The sequence below is a fragment of the Collinsella sp. HCP3S3_E11 genome, assembly GCF_052067375.1.
Taxonomy (GTDB): Bacteria; Actinomycetota; Coriobacteriia; order Coriobacteriales; family Coriobacteriaceae; genus Collinsella.
The window spans coordinates 79,384-95,805 of record NZ_JBQHQI010000006.1 but is presented as its reverse complement, the minus strand read 5'-3'; the positions used below and the strand labels follow the sequence as shown (position 1 = coordinate 95,805).

Sequence of the window (16,422 nt, the reverse complement as noted above, 5' to 3'; positions counted from 1 at the left end):
GGCTGCGCCGTTACTTGCTGGCGGCCGCCTTCTTTGTGGTCGTCTTTTTCGCGGCAGCCTTCTTGGCAGTCGTCTTTTTCGCCGTGGTCTTCTTCGCCGTACTCGCCTTGGTCGTCGTCTTGCGGCCGCGGGCGGGCTTCTTCTCCTTGGTCGGGCAGTCCATGTTGACGCAGATACGCCACGGACCGCGCGCCGTGTTGACCACCACGATGGGAGCGCCGCACTCGGGGCAGGTCTCACCCGTCGCCTCGAGCTTACCACGCGCCGGCAGCGGATAGCTCACGCCGCAATCGTCATAGTTGGTGCAGCGGATAAAGCGCTTGCCGCTCTTCTCGCTCTTGTGCGCAATCAGATCGCCATGGCGTCCGGCCTCGGCGCACACCTTGCACTCGCCCACCTTAAGGTCGGGCTCGTAATTGGTGGGACACGTGGGGTTCACGCAGATCTCGAAAGCCTTCTGGCGGAACGGCTGGCACTTAATGCGCGGTGCGCCGCATTCGGGACACACGGCCGCCTCGCCCTCGAGCGGGCTCACCTTGACGCCGCTCGGCACCGGATAGGTCACGTCGCAGTCGGGCCAGCCCATGCAGCCGATAAAGCTGCCGCGGGTCTTGGCGCTCGTCTTCATAACCAGATCCTTGCCGCACTTGGGGCAGGCGCCCACGCGCGCATCGGCCGTGACGGCATCGCTGATGGCGTCGCCCAGCTCCTGCGTATGCTTGAGCAGCTCATCGAGCACGCCGGCCAGCAGCGCGCGCGAGTGCGTCACGACATGCTCTTCGGTATCTTCGCCGCGCTCCACGCGGGTCATGTCGCCGTCGAGCTCGCTGGTCATATCGGGGCTCGTGATGCGCGGGGCAAACTGCGACAGTGCATCGATGATGGCGATACCCAGCTGACTCGGCTCCACGGGATCGTTTTTGAGGTAGCGCACGGCGTACAGGCGCTCGATGATGCTCGCGCGCGTGGACTTGGTGCCCAGGCCGCGCTTTTCCATCTCCTGCACGAGCTTGCCCTGGCTGTAGCGTGCGGGCGGCTCGGTCTGCTTGGCCTCGAGCTTAATGTCGAATACGTCGACCGTGTCGCCCTGCTCCAGCGGCGGCATCTGCTCGTCGCGCTTGAGTCCGTACGGGTATGCCTCGCGGAAACCCGGGGTCACGAGCACATCGCCCGAAGCCACGAACGGCTCGCCGTTCACGTCGAGCTCGAGCTTGGTGTTCTCGATGGTGGCGGGGCCCATAAGCGTCGCCAGGAAGCGACGAGTGATGAGGTCGTAGAGCTTGCGCTGGCCACCGTCGAGCGTGGACGGATCGCCCTCGCCCGTGGGGTAGATAGGCGGGTGGTCGGTGGTCTCGACCTTGCCGCGCGTGGGCTTCATGGGACCGGCGAGCACCTTTTTGCATACGGGCGCCAGCGCCGGGTTGATCTTTGCCAGATCGCTCACCACGGCGCCCAGATCGAGCGTCGCGGGGTACACGGTGTTGTCGACACGCGGATAGCTGATAAGACCCGCCATGTAGAGGGACTCGGCGATGCGCATGGTGCGTGCGGGCGAGATGCCCTCGGCCGCAGCGGCAGCCTGCAGCGAGGTGGTCGCAAACGGCGTGGGCGGCTGCTGCTTGCGCGAGCGCTTGGTCACCGCGGCAACGGTTGCCGTCTTGGCACCGTCAACGTGACCGTACGCCGTCTCAGCAGCATCCTTGTCGGTAAAACGCGCCGTCTTGTGCGCGATCTTAAAGCGGTCGTCCTCGGCAGCAGCCTGCGCGGCAGCCATGCCGCGGATCTGCCAGTAGTCCTCGGGCACAAACGCCATGCGCTCGCGCTCGCGCTCGACCACCAAGGCGAGCGTCGGGGTCTGCACGCGGCCGGCAGAACGCACGTTGCCAAAGCCGCCAAACTTGGCGAGCGTCAGGTAGCGCGTGAGCACCGCACCCCAAATGAGGTCGATGTGCTGACGGCTCTCGCCGGCATCGGCCAGGTTCTGGTCGAGCGAGACGAGGTTATCAAAGGCCTGCGTGATCTCGGCCTTGGTAAACGAAGAGTACTGGGCGCGGGCAACCGGCAAGTCCGGCGCAACCTCGCGCACCTTGTTGAGGGCGTCCGAACCAATCAGCTCGCCCTCGCGATCGAAGTCCGTAGCGATGATGACGCTGTCGGACTTCTTGGCAAGGTTCTTGAGCGAGCGAATGAGTTCTTTCTCGGCCGGTAGCTTGATAACGGGCGCCCAGGTAAGGTAGGGCAGGCTCTCGAGCTTCCAGCCTTTGATGGAGATACCGTCGGCAAGGAACGGTTTGCGCTTGGTGTCATAGGGAGGACGCGCCAGGCCATCGGGCATGTCGGCCGGCAGCATCTCGCCGTCCTCGGTGACCGAATACCAACCCAGCTTTTTATCGAACAGCACGCTGTCGCAAAAATCGGGCGCAAGGATGTGACCGGCAAGGCCGATTGTCACGCACTCCTCGCCCTTCCACTCAAAACGGTAGATGGGGGTGTTGTACACCTTGTCCTTTTTGGGCTTGCCCGTGGAAAGACGCTCGGCAATCTGACGCGCGGCGTCGTTTTTCTCGGCGATGATGAGCTTCAAAAGAGGCTCCTATCTCGTGTGTCTGCGGCTGCGACCGCACGTACGACGGCCGACTTACGCCCTTGTTTGTTCGATCTGCCCGATGAGCCAATCGCACCAGGCATCCATGCCCTCGCCCTTGCGTGCGCTCACGGCAAACCGCGGCGCCTGCGGATTGAGGTCATCGAGTGTCTTAGTATACCTATCCATGTCAAAATCGAAAGCCGGGGCCACATCGACCTTGTTGAGCAGCTGTGCGCCAGCGTGCTGGAAGATGCCCGGGTACTTAATGGGCTTGTCGTCGCCCTCGGGCACCGAGAGAATCATGATGGACAGGTTCTCGCCCAGGTCAAAGTCGACCGGACAGACCAGATTGCCCACGTTTTCGATAAAGATAACATCGATGTTTTGAAGGCCCACTGCCTGGTCAAACGCATCAACGGCCTCCATGATCATGTTGCCCTCGAGGTGGCACAGACCGCCCGTGTTGATCTGAATGGCGGGCATGCCGGCTTCCTTCATGGTGATGGCGTCGACATCCGAGGCGATATCGCCCTCGATGACGGCACAGCGCAGGCCGGCTTTGTCGCGCAGGCGTTCGTTGGTGCCCAGAATCGTGGTGGTCTTACCAGAGCCGGGACTCGACAGCACATTGATCACATAGGTGCCTGTCTCTTTGAATCGCTGACGCAGCTGATCTGCCAGGCGCTCATTGCGCGACAGAATTGGCGATGCGATATCAATAGTTTTCTCGGCCATACTCGGCACTCCTTACTTCTACCATTTATACCCCGTCCCCAAATGGCAGGCTGGTTAATTGTCGGGGGTTTCAATCTCGATGCTGGCGATGTCGAGCTCGCGGCCGTGCAGCAGGCGCACGTTGGTGCCGCCACACTGAGGACAGCGGCAATGGAAGCGGTCGTGCTCAAAGACCTCACGGCAGTCCAGGCACTCGCTTTGTGGATGGACTTCCTCCACGGCAAGCTCGCAGCCGCGCGTGAGCATGTCCTCGTCGCGAAACGTCTCCCATGCAAAGTCGAGCGCCTCACGCACAACTTCGGTCATATCCCCAATGCGCAGCGTTACCAAAACAGCGCGCGAGGCCCCCGCCCCACGCGCCGCGCGAATCACTGTATCGAGTATGCCGTTGACAATGCCAACCTCGTGCATACGGATTTACTCCTCGTCGTCCTCGTCGTCGTTCGAGAACAGATCCAGACGGCTCACAAACAAGCCTTCCTTACCATCGCGCGCGGTAATGACCACGCGGGCGATGGCGAGCGAAATCTCGTAGAGCGAGAGCAGGGCGCCATACATGAGACCCAACGTAACGGGCGAGCCGTCGGGCGTAATCACAGCCGAGCCCGCAAGCAGGCCAACGTATACGTAACGCCAGGCACCGCGGAAGGCCGCATAGGACACGATATGGAAGACAGACAGGTAGAAGATGATGAGCGGCAGCTCAAACGCCACACCAAAGCCGATCATAAAGAGCAGCTCCATGTTGACGTAGTTCTCCAGATCGGGCAGCGCCGTAGCGACGGCCGAGGTTTCGCCGATGAGCCACTCAAAGCCCGCAGGGATGATGATGAAGTAGCAAAAGATTGCGCCCAGGAAGAACAGCACCGTCGAGGCGAGCACCGTGGGCACAACCCACTTGCGCTCGTTGGGGCGAAGCGCCGGCAGGAAAAACGCCAGAATCTGCCAAATGATCATAGGCGTGCACATGACAACGGCCATCTTGAGGGCCAGCGAAAAGCGCAGACCAAAGCCGCCGAGCGTGGTGGTGATGTAGAACTTACCGTCCGGCACAAAGGAGCGGATGGGGTCTTCCAGGATGTCGAGCACCACGGGCGTGGCGAAATACAGCACGATGGCGGCGGCAAAGACTGACACGACCACGATGGTCAGGCGACGACGGAGCTCACCCAGATGATCGAAGAGCGGCATGCGCGCAGGTCCGATAGGCATTACTCATCGCCTCCCTTCGGGGCATGGGCGGCAGCGGCGTCGTCCTCGGCCTCGAGCTCGCGAGCGAGCTGGTCGACGACGGCCTTGCGCTTGCGGGGACGACGGGCGTAGAGGTCAGCCGTCGTGGGCTCTGCCGGCTCGGGCTCGGGCTCCGGCTCTGCAGCAGGCTCGGGCTCGACGGCGGCAGCGGCAGACTCGGGGCCCTCAGCCTCACCAGCAGCACCTTCGTCCTCGGCAGCACCCTCACTCGCGGCCTTCTCGGCGGCAAGGCGGGCACGGCGCTCGGCAAAGGTCTCCTTCTTTGCGGGCGCGGCCGTCTCGACGGCATCCTTGTCCGCATCGGAATCGTCATCGACGGCAGCCTTCTTGGGCTTGACCGGAGCCGAAGCGGCCTCGCTTACCGGATCGATAATCTCGGACTGAACAACAGCCGTCATCTTTTCCTGCGTCTCGCGGAACTGACGGATGGCACGGCCGATCGTGCGGCCCATCTGCGGGAGCTTATCCGGGCCAAACAGCAAAAAGCCGAAGACCACGATGATCGCGAGCTCACCCTCTCCAATACCAAACACACATACCTCCAAGGCTCGATGTGAGTCGAGCCCGCACCGCGCCATTCGGCCGGAACTCGTCTATTCATTCGGTCAAGTATAGCGCCCGGACGTCAAAACATCCGAGCGCATCACAAACATATACCAAACGGCACGCCCTTTTTGGGGCAGGGCTTATGCCGCCGTAATTGAAATCTCCTGGTCGACACCCAGCAACTGAACCACGCGCATCACCGGAGGCTGCACGTTGACGCAGCCAAACCGCTTGTCGTGATCGGCTGCGTGGTGCGCGGCGCCCACAAGTACGCCAATACCTGTCGAGTCGATATAGCTCACCTGGGCAAAGTCGAGCTCAACGGCCTCGGTGGGCTGCTCGAGCGCCAAGTCGATGGCGTTACGCAAGCTGTCGGCGTTAGAGATATCAATCTCACCGGTCACCCTGATGGTGTAGAGCTCCGGCGTGGGGTTGGTGGAAATACCCAAATCCATGTATACGCTCCTTTGCGTATCGAGAGTGCGGATGGTACTGGACGCGGATTTGCGGGGCCCTACGCGTTAGGCGCGCTCGGCACGAGCAAGCTCGGCAGCGACGAGCTTGACGGCCAGCACCAGCACGTCGAGTGCGGCCTCCAGGTCCTCGACCGTGGGATAACTCGGCGCGATGCGGATATTGGTGTCGCGCGGATCCTTGCCATAAGGCCAGGTGGCACCTGCCGGCGTGAGCTTGACACCCAGGTCGGCGCAAAGCGCTGCGACCTTTTGGGCCGAGCCCTCGGGGCCATCAAAGCTCACAAAGTAGCCGCCGCGGGGATGCGTCCAAGTAGCGCAACCCGTATCGCCCAGGCCCTCAGTGAGCTTGCGCTCGACGGCCTCAAAGCGCGGACGCAAGAACTCGGCATGCTTTTTCATGTGCTCCTTGACCGCCTCGATGGTGGGAAGGAAGCGCACGTGGCGTAGCTGGTTGAGCTTGTCGGCGCTGATAAGACCGGCCTTCAGGCGCTTGGAGAACTCCGCGATGACCGCGGGACTCGCACCGATAAAGCCGATGCCCGCGCCCGGGAAGGTGATCTTGGACGTCGAGGCGAATGCCACCACGCGGTCCTCGGTACCCGCCGCGCGGGCAAGATCGAAGATGTTGGCGAGCTCGTCGGTCTCGTCGTACAGGTCGTGCACGCAGTAGGCGTTGTCCCAAAAGATGCGAAAATCGGGCGCGGCCGTGGGCATCTCGACCAAGCGGCGCACGGTGTCCTCGCTAAAGGTGATGCCCGTGGGGTTGGAATACTTGGGCACGCACCAGATGCCCTTGATGGAGTCGTCGGCGGCAACCAGGCGCTCTACCTCGTCCATGTCGGGGCCGTTGCCGGTCATCGCGACGGGGACGTTCTCGATACCCAGGTCGGCGGTGATGCCAAAATGACGGTCGTAGCCGGGAACCGGGCACAGGAACTTGACCTTCTTACCGTCGTGCGCGGCCTCATAAGCCTCCCAAGGCTCGCTGCCGCACGAGCCGCAGCGCCAGAACATACCGGCGATATCGTGCTCGATCAAAAGGCTCGACGAACCCAGTACGAGCGTCTGATCGGCGGGGCAACCCAGGAACTCCCCCGCCAGCTTGCGTGCCGAGGGAATGCCCTCAAAGCAGCCGTAGTTGGAGCAGTCGACGTTACCGTCGTGCAGATCGGCGTCGGCATTGAGGATATCGAGCATGGGGCGCGAGATGTCCACCTGGGAGGGCGACGGCTTGCCGCGCGCCATGTCGAGCGCCAGGCCCTTGGCCTTGACCTCGGCAACCTCGGCTTTGAGCGCCTCGATGGCGGCATCGAGTTCGGTGGTTTCCATCTTCTGGTAGATCGTCTGCATGGGTGCGACCTTTCGCAAAGCGGGACGTTGCAGTTTGTCTAAGTATAGACCGCTACCGCCGCAACGGTATGAAGCCGTGATAGATTAAGTCCATCGCAATGAATTACGATATCCACCGTATGACCCGTATAGCCGCACGGCACATCCAAGGAGGCAGTATGGAATACGGCTCTTTTCAAGCCGAGGAGTTCGGAGACCTGCAGCGTCTGGTCGACGGCTTGTTTTATGACCGTAAGGCCATTGACCGCCTGGATCTAATCGTTCAGGCGGAGATTTTGGACCTGGCGCCCGATCTCATGGAAATCGTGAATCTTTTGCCGCCCGGTCACTACGACCGCCAATCGCTTTGCGACCAGCTTAACTCGGCCCTTGCCGCCCACGGCTGGGGCGCCGTCTACGGCACCGTGGAATAAAAATGGCAAATAAATGAAACGCCGTTTGTGACAGTGCTCACAAACGGCGTTTTTTCACACGAGGGCATCCGGGGCATGTCCGGCCCCGGTTTTCGCGCTCCTACTCGTCCTTGGGCGAAGGGTGCTTGCAGACCACGCTCATGTAGATCATACCCAGCACGGCCGCGGTAACAGAACCGGCAAGAATGGCGGCCTTGGCGGCCAGAACCTCGAACTGGGCCGTCGGGAAGGCGAGGCCGCTGATGAGGATCGACATAGTAAAGCCGATGCCACCCAAAATGCCCACGCCGGCGATCATATGCCAGTTAACGTTATGAGGCAGCTCGCAAGCCTTAAGCTTGACCAGGGCAAACGTCACGCCAAAGATACCGATCGGCTTACCCAGCAGCATGCCAAAGTACACGCCGAGGGTCACCGGGTCGGTAAGCAGCACGCTCATGTCCACGCCCACAAGGCGAACCTGCGCGTTGACAAACGCAAAGATCGGCAGGATCACAAAGTTGACCGGCGTGGAGATCAGGCGCTCCATGCGGATGAGCGGCGGGGTCACACGGTGCATGACACGCTCGACCTTGGTGGTCGAAAGGGTAAAGTCGTGCTGGCCCAGGATGTGCGCCTCGTCGTCGTAACGGTCGTCGAGCAACGGCAGGTACTCGCCAAGCCAATCGGTAAGGCTATCGAGCTTAACACCGCACTTGGCCGGGATGGTGAAGGCCAGGATGACACCGGCAAGCGTGGCGTGCACGCCGCTCTTAAACATGCAAAACCACAGCAGCAGACCAAGCACCGAGTACGGGGCAAGGCGATAATGCTGAGTCTTGTTGAGCCACACAAGTGCGCAGGTCACAACTGCAGCGGCACCCAGCCAAAACGGACTGGGGCTCTGGCCGTAGAAAATGGCAATGGCGGCGATGGAGATGAGGTCGTCGGCGATGGCGAGCGTCGAGAAGAACACGCGCACGCCGTTGGGCACGCGATTGCCCAAAAGCGACAGCACGCCCAGCGCAAAGGCAATATCGGTTGCCATGGGGATGGCCCAACCGTTGCGGGCGCCGGCATGGTTAAAGATCAGGTAGATGCAGGCGGGAACGACGACGCCGCCCACGGCTGCCAGCATGGGAAGCATGGCCTGACGCGGATTCTTGAGCTCGCCGACCGTCATCTCGTACTTAAGCTCAATGCCCACCAACAAAAAGAAGATCGCCATGAGAAAGTCGTTGACGAAAAGCTCGACGGTGAGGCCAGCCGTAAGGTTGCCCAGACCCACATACAGCGGGGTCTCCAAAAAGTGATGGATAGCCTCGTAGACATCGGTGTTGGCGCAGATAACGGCGGCGATGGCGGCGATGACCATGACGGCGGCGGAAATCGTGCCGTTCTCGGCGATGCGCTCCCAGATGTCATGACGTTCAAAGCGCTTGCGCTCACGAACGTTGAACAGCTGCTCAGTTGCTGCCATGGGCGGCTCCTTTCACGGGAAAGCTCCCGTCTTAAAAAAGCACGGCCCGCCCAAGTGGCGGCACCGCGCTCCAACGTATTACGCTTGCATCTAGCCTACCCTGCACGACAAGCACGCAGGCGTGGCCGAAAAGCGGAACCACAGGTTGAACATTATTTGCCCAACGGTACGGGCGCCCCTGTCCAATAGAGGACGCGGTCCCGCGCACAAAAAACGACCGGAGCGCGGGGCGTCCGCGGTCCGGTCGTAGCAGGTTACAAAACCTAGCAGGCGGCCATGATGGGGGCAGCGACCTGCTTCTTACGGGAGAGGACGCCCGGCATCCAGACGCCATCGTGCTCGTCGGCAATGCCCAGGCCCTTCTGAGCGGCCTCGGTCTCGCCCTCGAGCAGGACCTGCGAGCCCTCCTCCATGATGTCGGTGATGCACAGGACGATGCCGTCGGCACCCTTCTCGGCGGCGTAGGCGCGCATGGCCTCGCGGATCTCGTCGATCATGCCGAGCGCACGGCTCTTGTCGACGGTCTCGTACTGGCCGATGAGCAGCTTCTTGCCGGCGGGCTCGAACATCTTGATGTCGTTGCCGACCATCTCGGCTGCGGTGAAGGAGCCGGACGGACGGGTGAGGAAGACCTCCATGCCAAACTTGACCGGGTCGACGCCCACCTGCTCGCCGAGCTTGGCAGCGACGGCGCGGTCGACATCGGTGGTGGTGGGGCTCTTGAGCATGAGCGTGTCGGTCATCATGGCCGAGAGCAGCAGCTTGGCCTGAACGTCGGAAAGCTCAACGCCGAGCACGCCGGCGAGCTTAGTGACGATGGTGCAGCTGGAACCCCAGGGCAGGCAGATGTAGTGCAGCGGGCCGGCGCTCTCAAAGTCGCCGATGCGGTGATGGTCAACGACGCCAAAGACCGTGGCGTCCTTAAGGCCGGCAACGGACTGGGCGGACTCGTTGTGGTCGGTGAGGACGACAAGCTGGCCGGCCTCGACGGACTCAATCATGCGGGGCTCGGCAATGCCGGCGTCTGCGAGCAGCTTGGCGGACTCTGCCGGAAGCTGACCAAGAGCGCAGACCTCATAGGTGTTGCCGGCATACTCAACCTGGTTGAGCAGCTGAGACAGAACGACGGCGCTCATGATGGCGTCGTTATCGGGGTTCTGGTGACCAAAGACAAGAACGTTTGCCATGGGTATCCTCCACTTGGTATGTGTACTTAGACGTAGCTATGGTAGCACGCTGGCAGCTGGCCTTTGGGGACAGAAGGGCCACGGCATATTTTGTGGCAGGTATGGGGGGCCAAGGCTGTCCCTTTTGCACCATGTTGGTGCAAAGTAACCTGGCCCCCTTGCACCAGCTATTTACCGGCAGCGCGCAGGGCTACGTAGGCAGAACCGATGATGCCGGCGTCGTTTCCGAGCGAGGCAACCTTAATGGGCGTCTCGCGCGAGGCGGAAAGCGCATAGCGCTGGAAGTACTCGCGAACCTTATCGAGGTAGACATCGGCCGAGGCGGAGGCGCCGCCGCCGATCAGGAACATCTCGGGATCGACCACGTTGGCAATAAGCGCCAGGGCGCGGCCGAGATAGTCGGCCATGGTATCGGCCGCGGCCAGCGCGAGCTTATCACCCTCGCGGCAGGCTTGGAACACGTCCTTGGAATCGGAGGGGCCGGTGAGCTCGATGGGCTCGACGCCCGCCTTCTTGCACTCGGCAAGGTAGTTGCTCACCACGCCGGTGGCGCTGGAATACTGCTCCAGGTGGCCATGGCCGCCGCAGCCGCAAGTGCGCTCCTCAGCCGGATTCAGGCACATATGGCCAATCTCGCCGCCAGCGCCCACAACACCCGACACCACATCGCCGTTGACGATAACGCCGCCGCCCACGCCGGTACCGATGGTGACCATCACCACATTCTGCACGTCCTTGGCAGAACCGAGCCAAGCCTCGCCCATGGCAGCGGCGTTGGCATCGTTCTCGTACTTAACGACCGCATCGGGGCAGTGCTCCTGAATGGCAATCCTCAAATCGGGCAGGTTAATGGCAATGTTGGCCTTGACCTTGGCATCGCCCGCTGCCGGAATGGGGCACGGAACAGCAAGGCCAATGCCCGCCACAAAGGCGCGCGGAATCTGTGCCTTGGCGACCACCTGGTCGATAGCCTCGGTCACCGCGGCAAAGCCCGCAGCGTCAACGATGGGAGGCGTGGGCACGCTGACCTTCGCAAGCAGGTTGCCATCCCCGTCGAACAGGCCCTCCTTAACCGAAGTGCCGCCGACGTCGATGCCGATGTAGTACTGCTTAGGTTCCATAGGGGCCCGCCTTTCTCGTTTAAACATTGTCTGTATGGTACCGCTCCCAAGGCAAAAACCTACCAAAAAGGGACAGGTTTGTTTTGGTAGGTTTTATCTGAGGAAATGCAGAATACAGGATTCGGTTCGCTGGGTGCTAAATCGGTTCGGCCCCGTCCTCGGACCGATTAGATTTCTCAACACGACATTATTCGAATGTATATTTATTTAGAGCGCTTTTATTTTTAGAGCAAAGCGACTTTTAGTAATATATCTATCGAACTTTTCAATGACTCAATAGGGATACTTAGGTGTTGAGTATACTTTCTTTTATACTCAATCAAGTTGGAAAGGAGGTTCCATGATTCCCAAATACGAGGCGATAGCTGCAGATATTCGTCGAAGTATTGAGGATGGCGCTCTTAAACCAGGCGACAAGCTTCCCACCGTCGTTGAGTTCTGCGAGCTCTATAGCGTTTCCAAAATCACCGTCAAACGAGCTATCGAGCAAATCACCGAGGAAGGTCTTGTTACCAGCCGTCGTGGATCGGGTACCTACGTTAAGGACACGGCGGGACTTCCCGGCCAAGCGTTTTTCCAGGGCAAAAACGACCGTGCCCAGGGCTTTTCGTATGAGCACCGCGGGGAGAAGGTGACCTCGGTGGTCTACGATTTCTCGATTGTTAATCCACCAGCGGACATCGCAGCCCAGCTGGGAATTGCCGAGGATGACTTTGCCTATCACATCGTGCGCGTGCGTCAGGCCGATGAGAAGCCCATCGTTATCGAGTACACCTACATGCCCCTCGAGCTGATTCCGGGCCTTAAAAAGAAGGACCTGTACGGATCGGTCTACCGCTTTATCCGCGAGCAATGTGGGCTGAAGATCTCGAGCTTCCACCGTACCATTCGCGCCGTGGCAGCAACCGAGGAAGAAGCCGAGCGCCTGGACACCAAACCTGGCTCTCCCCTGCTCGAGCTCAACCAGATTGGCTTTTTGGACAGCGGCGCGGCCTTTGAGTATTCGGTCTCGCGCAACGTTGGCGACCGCTTTGAGTTGCACAACGTAACGTTGGCATAGGTTTTTGTAGTCATGCGGGCGCTCGTTTTGAGCTGTTTGTGCAACGCCCGCGCAACACAATGGGGTATGAATATGTCCGATTTGATTAAACTGACGCCGATCTTCCACGAGAAGATCTGGGGTGGCCGCCAGCTCGAAACCGTATTTGGTTACGACATTCCCGAGGGTCCCATCGGTGAGTGTTGGGCCATCTCGGCCCACCCCAACGGTGACTGCCAGATTGCGGAAGGCCCGTATGCAGGCCACACGCTGTCGTGGCTGTGGGCCGAGCACCGCGAGCTCTTTGGCAGGTGCGAGGGCAAGGAGTTCCCGCTGCTCATTAAGATTCTGGACGCCAAGGACGACCTTTCGATCCAGATTCATCCCAACGACGAGTACGCCGCCAAGCACGAGAACGGCAGCCTGGGCAAAACCGAGTGCTGGTATGTGCTGGACTGCGAGCCCGGCGCCACGATCATCGTCGGCCAGCGCGCGCATGACCGCGCCGAGGCCGCACAGATGATCGAGGGGGGCCGTTGGGACGACATGCTCAACGTGCTGCCGATCCACAAGGGCGACTTTTTCCAGATTGATTCCGGTACCGTGCACGCCATCAAGACCGGTACGCTCATTTTGGAGACGCAGCAGTCAAGCGACGTGACATATCGCCTGTACGACTACGACCGTCCCGGCACCGACGGCAAACTGCGTCCGCTGCACATTGAACAGAGCCTCGACTGCATCGACTTTGATGCTCAGGCTCCGACCGACGGCACGGTGGCCGCACCCGAGGTGAACGGCGTGACCGAGCTCGAGTCTAACTCCTGCTACACCGTCGATCGCGTGCGCGTCGACGGCAGCAAGACCTTGGAGCAGCGCTGGCCCTTCATGTGCCTGTCGGTCATCGACGGCAAAGGCACCGTCTGCGGCGATCCCGTCCACAAGGGAAGTCACCTGCTGGCACCCAGCACCGTCAGCTCCATTGACCTCGAAGGCCAGATGGAACTGATTATCAGCCACCTCTAGGTCGCGCCAACAACCGAAACGTAATAAGGGGCTCTCCCGACCATGTACGGAAGAGCCCCTACTCGTATCTATCTATCAGCCCACCCGGCTCTCCAGATCAAAAAGCGAACGAGCAGAGCGAGGTTCGAAAGCTGCAGGCTAAAACGTCACAAGGAAGAGGGCGCGCCGGGGGCTTTGGTCGATCGCGAGTTCCGCACGAGCCGGAGAGCACTTAATGTGCTCTCCGTGCGAGCAGGACTGTCCGAGCAGGCGACCAAAGCCCCCGGCGCGCCCGGCCAACCTCGCAGTTAGGCATTCAGCTTAACAATCGGAGCGAAGCCTTTCATTAGCTTTTTGGTCTGGCCGGTCTTTTCGAATTGGACCTCGATCATGTCTCCAGCGACCGAGATCACGGTACCCGTGCCAAAGGTCTTATGACTCACGGTATCGCCCGCGGCAAAGTCCTGCGACGCGCTGGCGCGATCGACCTTGCGCTCCACTGTTGGGGACACCTTGGACGACGGCTTTTTGGCTCGCGGTGCGCCCGAGCCAAAGGTCGAGGCAACGCGACCGGCGTCGGGCGAGACCCCACGATGGCGCTCGGTCCCGTAGCTGCTGCCGCCAAAGAAATCGTCGAAGCTCGATCCGCCGCGCGAACCGGAACCGCCGGTCGAGCGCGTATGCGAACCAAACACCTTGCCGCCATACATATCCGAACCCATGCCCGAGCCAAAGGTGCCGCGACGGTCGCCGCGTTTCTCCCAGCCCGTGCCCTCAAAACCGGCAGAACCGATACCGCTAAACTCGATATCCTCAAACGGAATCTCGTTGAGAAAGCGCGAACGCGGGTTGGCGGAGGTCGAACCGTAGGTGCGACGCGTGGCCGCATAGGTCAAGAACAGGCGCTTGCGGGCACGCGTGATGGCGACGTAGGCCAGGCGACGCTCCTCCTCGAGCTTGCCCGGATCATCGCTGCCGCCAAAGTCGTGCACGTGCGGAAAGATACCCTCCTCCATGCCGGCCACGAACACCGCCGGAAACTCCAGGCCCTTGGCGGAGTGGATGGTCATCATGGTAATGGCATGCGTCTCGCCGGCCAGGGAATCCAAGTCGGAGCGCAAGGCCAGCCACTCCATGAGTGCCGGCAGCGCCTTACAGGTGAGCGGACCGTAGGTACGCTCGATCTCGCCGGCATGCACGGCACCCGCCGACAGCTCCGTCGGCGCGGCATACGCGTTGCCTGCGATGGCGGCGGCCAGGGCATCCTGCGGAGACAGCGCCGGAGCGGCCAAGCCATCGAGCGGATTGGAGCCCGCGGCGTCACGGGCGCCGACGAGCGCCTCAAACGAGGATGCCGGGACAGATGGCCCCGGTTCGGGCGCAGACACGCTCACCACGACGGGCTCGGGCTCGGCGCCGGCAGGCACGTCGGCAACACCGGCTGCGCGCAGCTCTTCTAGGCTCTCGAGCGTACCCTCGATATCCTCGTGCGTCTCCTCAAATTCCGCCGCAACGCCCAGAAATTCCTGGATGTTCTCGGCGCGGCTCTCAGATTCCATGGTGCCCTCGGCGCGAAACGCCTGCAGCAGGCCCGTCTTATCGACGATCATCTCGACAACGTCCTTGAGCTCGCCGTCCATGCGGCGGCCCTCGCGCACCAGTGAGACAAAGCTCGACAGGCCGTTGCGCACCCTGGCGCTAAACATGCCGGTTTCGGCGCACGCGATCTCGCAAGCCTGGAAGAACGAGCAACGGTTGTCGCGTGCCAGCTGCTCGATCTTTTGGATTGAGGTGGAGCCAATGCCGCGGCGCGGTGTGTTGATGACGCGCTTGACGCTCATCTCGTCGGCCGGGTTCACGATCATCTTGAGGTAGGCCATGACGTCGCGAATCTCGGCACGGTCGAAGAATCGAGTGCCGCCCACGATCTTGTAGGGCACGCCCGCGCGCAGAAACATATCTTCGAGAATACGCGACTGGGCGTTGGTGCGATAAAACACGGCGATGTCGTCGTAGCTCGTGCCTTTGGCATGCAGTTTCTCGATCTCACCGGCAATCCAGCGGCCCTCGTCGCGCTCGTCGCTCGCCTGGAAGGCCTGAATCTTCTCGCCATCGCCCTCGGCCGTAAACAGGCGCTTGTCCTTGCGCTGCGAGTTGTGGCGCACCACGGCGTTGGCGGCGTTTAGGATATGGCCCGTAGAGCGGTAGTTCTGCTCGAGCTTAACGGTCTTGCAGTTTTTAAAGTCCTGCTCAAAGTCCAAGATGTTGGTGATGTCGGCGCCACGCCAGCTGTAAATGGACTGGTCATCGTCGCCCACAACCATGAGGTTTTGGTACTTGGCGGCCAGAAGGTTGGCGATTTCGTACTGGACGTGGTTGGTGTCCTGATACTCGTCGACGCTAATGTAGCGGAAGCGCTCCTGGTACTTGTCGAGCACCTCGGGGCGGGTGCGCAGCAGTTCGAGTGTGCGCACGAGCAAATCGTCGAAGTCCATCGCGTTGGCGGCGCGCAGGCGGCGCTCCAGCTCCAGGTAGACCTGCGCGGCCTTTTTGTCGTTGGGGCTATCGGCGGATTTGAGCATGTCCTCGGGGCCGATCATGGCGTTTTTGGCCGAACTGATCTTGCTGCGAATCATGTTGATGGGGAACTGCTTTTGCTCGATGCCGAGCGCCTGCATAATGTCACGCACCATGCGCTTTGAGTCATCGTCATCGTAGATGGTGAACTGACCGGTGTAACCCAGCAGGTCGGCGTCCTCGCGCAGCATGCGCACGCACATGGCGTGGAAGGTGCACACCCACATGCCGCGGGTACCGCTGGGAATGAGCGCCGTCAGACGCTCGCGCATCTCGGCCGCGGCTTTGTTGGTAAACGTGATGGCAAGAACCTGCCAAGGCTTAACACCCAGGTCGCCGAGCATATGCGCGATGCGGAAGGTCAGGACGCGGGTCTTGCCCGAGCCTGCGCCGGCGAGGACCAGCAACGGGCCCTCGGTGGTCAGGACGGCCTCGCGCTGGGCGGGATTAAGGCTGTCGATGTCGACGAGCGGCTTGACGGGCTTGGGTGCCGGCGCGGGAGCGTCGTAGATGTCGAGCGGAACGAGCTCGGGCTCCGGCGCAGCGGGGGCGATGTATGCATCGAGCGGCACGGGTTCCGGCGCGGGCGGCACGGGTACCGCGGCGTTCTTTTCCCAGGGCAAGGGCTGGGTCATGGGCGACTCCTCATCTGACGGACGGCGCGCCTGCGGGCGGC

At 61.3% G+C, this 16,422-nt stretch carries 14 protein-coding genes; 3 read left to right on the top strand and 11 right to left on the bottom strand.

Going from position 1 to position 16,422, the window contains the following annotated elements; all coding sequences use genetic code 11:
• Positions 1-10: 10 nt before the first annotated feature.
• From ACTM86_RS05540 to ACTM86_RS05510, 7 genes are all read right to left on the bottom strand, one after another.
• Positions 11-2,584 carry a DNA topoisomerase I gene (locus ACTM86_RS05540; protein WP_441016093.1) on the bottom strand — a complete coding sequence of 858 codons (2,574 nt, stop codon included), beginning with the start codon at positions 2,582-2,584 and terminating at the stop codon, positions 11-13.
• 54 nt (positions 2,585-2,638) lie between these two features.
• The gene (gene hypB / locus ACTM86_RS05535; protein WP_152068470.1) at positions 2,639-3,322 is read right to left on the bottom strand and encodes a hydrogenase nickel incorporation protein HypB; all 684 of its coding nucleotides are present in this window, start codon (positions 3,320-3,322) and stop codon (positions 2,639-2,641) included.
• A 54-nt stretch (positions 3,323-3,376) separates the two neighbouring features.
• A complete protein-coding gene (gene hypA, locus ACTM86_RS05530; RefSeq protein WP_152068469.1) occupies positions 3,377-3,733 on the bottom strand; it encodes a hydrogenase maturation nickel metallochaperone HypA in 357 nt (118 codons plus the stop codon).
• Positions 3,734-3,739: 6 nt separating this feature from the next.
• The gene (gene tatC / locus ACTM86_RS05525) at positions 3,740-4,534 is read right to left on the bottom strand and encodes a twin-arginine translocase subunit TatC (protein WP_193221504.1); all 795 of its coding nucleotides are present in this window, start codon (positions 4,532-4,534) and stop codon (positions 3,740-3,742) included.
• A complete protein-coding gene (locus tag ACTM86_RS05520; RefSeq protein ID WP_441016090.1) occupies positions 4,534-5,106 on the bottom strand; it encodes a twin-arginine translocase TatA/TatE family subunit in 573 nt (190 codons plus the stop codon). Before ACTM86_RS05520 ends, tatC begins: the two co-directional genes overlap by 1 nt.
• A 153-nt stretch (positions 5,107-5,259) precedes the next feature.
• Entirely contained in the window at positions 5,260-5,574 is a 315-nt protein-coding gene (locus ACTM86_RS05515; RefSeq protein ID WP_154515032.1) for an STAS domain-containing protein, read from the bottom strand.
• Positions 5,575-5,640: 66 nt separating this feature from the next.
• Positions 5,641-6,945 (bottom strand): aminotransferase class I/II-fold pyridoxal phosphate-dependent enzyme, encoded by a 1,305-nt coding sequence (locus tag ACTM86_RS05510; RefSeq protein WP_441016088.1) that lies wholly within the window; start codon positions 6,943-6,945, stop codon positions 5,641-5,643.
• Positions 6,946-7,103: 158 nt separating this feature from the next.
• Here ACTM86_RS05510 and ACTM86_RS05505 point away from each other — a divergent pair, with 158 nt between their 5' ends.
• Positions 7,104-7,358 (top strand): hypothetical protein, encoded by a 255-nt coding sequence (locus tag ACTM86_RS05505; protein WP_154515036.1) that lies wholly within the window; start codon positions 7,104-7,106, stop codon positions 7,356-7,358.
• A gap of 100 nt (positions 7,359-7,458) precedes the next feature.
• On the opposite strand, the gene nhaA is transcribed toward ACTM86_RS05505, so the two are convergent.
• The 3 genes from nhaA to ACTM86_RS05490 all read right to left on the bottom strand — a co-directional run bounded on the left by nhaA (position 7,459) and on the right by ACTM86_RS05490 (position 11,125).
• Entirely contained in the window at positions 7,459-8,817 is a 1,359-nt protein-coding gene (gene nhaA, locus ACTM86_RS05500; protein ID WP_154515038.1) for a Na+/H+ antiporter NhaA, read from the bottom strand.
• Positions 8,818-9,080: 263 nt separating this feature from the next.
• Entirely contained in the window at positions 9,081-10,004 is a 924-nt protein-coding gene (locus ACTM86_RS05495) for a manganese-dependent inorganic pyrophosphatase (RefSeq protein WP_441016085.1), read from the bottom strand.
• Positions 10,005-10,171: 167 nt separating this feature from the next.
• The gene (locus ACTM86_RS05490) at positions 10,172-11,125 is read right to left on the bottom strand and encodes an ROK family protein (RefSeq protein WP_441016082.1); all 954 of its coding nucleotides are present in this window, start codon (positions 11,123-11,125) and stop codon (positions 10,172-10,174) included.
• 340 nt (positions 11,126-11,465) lie between these two features.
• On the opposite strand from ACTM86_RS05490, the gene ACTM86_RS05485 reads away from it, so the two are divergent.
• Together ACTM86_RS05485 and ACTM86_RS05480 are read left to right on the top strand one after the other, a co-directional pair.
• Complete coding sequence (locus ACTM86_RS05485; RefSeq protein ID WP_441016079.1) at positions 11,466-12,185, top strand: GntR family transcriptional regulator; 720 nt, start codon at positions 11,466-11,468, stop codon at positions 12,183-12,185.
• 72 nt (positions 12,186-12,257) lie between these two features.
• A complete protein-coding gene (locus ACTM86_RS05480; RefSeq protein ID WP_441016076.1) occupies positions 12,258-13,190 on the top strand; it encodes a type I phosphomannose isomerase catalytic subunit in 933 nt (310 codons plus the stop codon).
• A gap of 287 nt (positions 13,191-13,477) precedes the next feature.
• Here ACTM86_RS05480 and ACTM86_RS05475 read toward each other — a convergent pair whose 3' ends face one another.
• Complete coding sequence (locus tag ACTM86_RS05475; protein ID WP_441016073.1) at positions 13,478-16,381, bottom strand: ATP-dependent helicase; 2,904 nt, start codon at positions 16,379-16,381, stop codon at positions 13,478-13,480.
• Between the last annotated feature and the right edge of the window lie 41 nt (positions 16,382-16,422).

Coding starts and splice junctions, on each gene's coding strand:
- hypB (WP_152068470.1), bottom strand. CDS start 3,322: ATGGCCGAGAAAACTATTGATATCGCATCGCCAATTCTGTCGCGCAAT.
- hypA (WP_152068469.1), bottom strand. CDS start 3,733: ATGCACGAGGTTGGCATTGTCAACGGCATACTCGATACAGTGATTCGC.
- tatC (WP_193221504.1), bottom strand. CDS start 4,534: ATGCCTATCGGACCTGCGCGCATGCCGCTCTTCGATCATCTGGGTGAG.
- ACTM86_RS05515 (WP_154515032.1), bottom strand. CDS start 5,574: ATGGATTTGGGTATTTCCACCAACCCCACGCCGGAGCTCTACACCATC.
- ACTM86_RS05510 (WP_441016088.1), bottom strand. CDS start 6,945: ATGCAGACGATCTACCAGAAGATGGAAACCACCGAACTCGATGCCGCC.
- ACTM86_RS05505 (WP_154515036.1), top strand. CDS start 7,104: ATGGAATACGGCTCTTTTCAAGCCGAGGAGTTCGGAGACCTGCAGCGT.
- nhaA (WP_154515038.1), bottom strand. CDS start 8,817: ATGGCAGCAACTGAGCAGCTGTTCAACGTTCGTGAGCGCAAGCGCTTT.
- ACTM86_RS05495 (WP_441016085.1), bottom strand. CDS start 10,004: ATGGCAAACGTTCTTGTCTTTGGTCACCAGAACCCCGATAACGACGCC.
- ACTM86_RS05490 (WP_441016082.1), bottom strand. CDS start 11,125: ATGGAACCTAAGCAGTACTACATCGGCATCGACGTCGGCGGCACTTCG.
- ACTM86_RS05485 (WP_441016079.1), top strand. CDS start 11,466: ATGATTCCCAAATACGAGGCGATAGCTGCAGATATTCGTCGAAGTATT.
- ACTM86_RS05480 (WP_441016076.1), top strand. CDS start 12,258: ATGTCCGATTTGATTAAACTGACGCCGATCTTCCACGAGAAGATCTGG.
- ACTM86_RS05475 (WP_441016073.1), bottom strand. CDS start 16,381: ATGACCCAGCCCTTGCCCTGGGAAAAGAACGCCGCGGTACCCGTGCCG.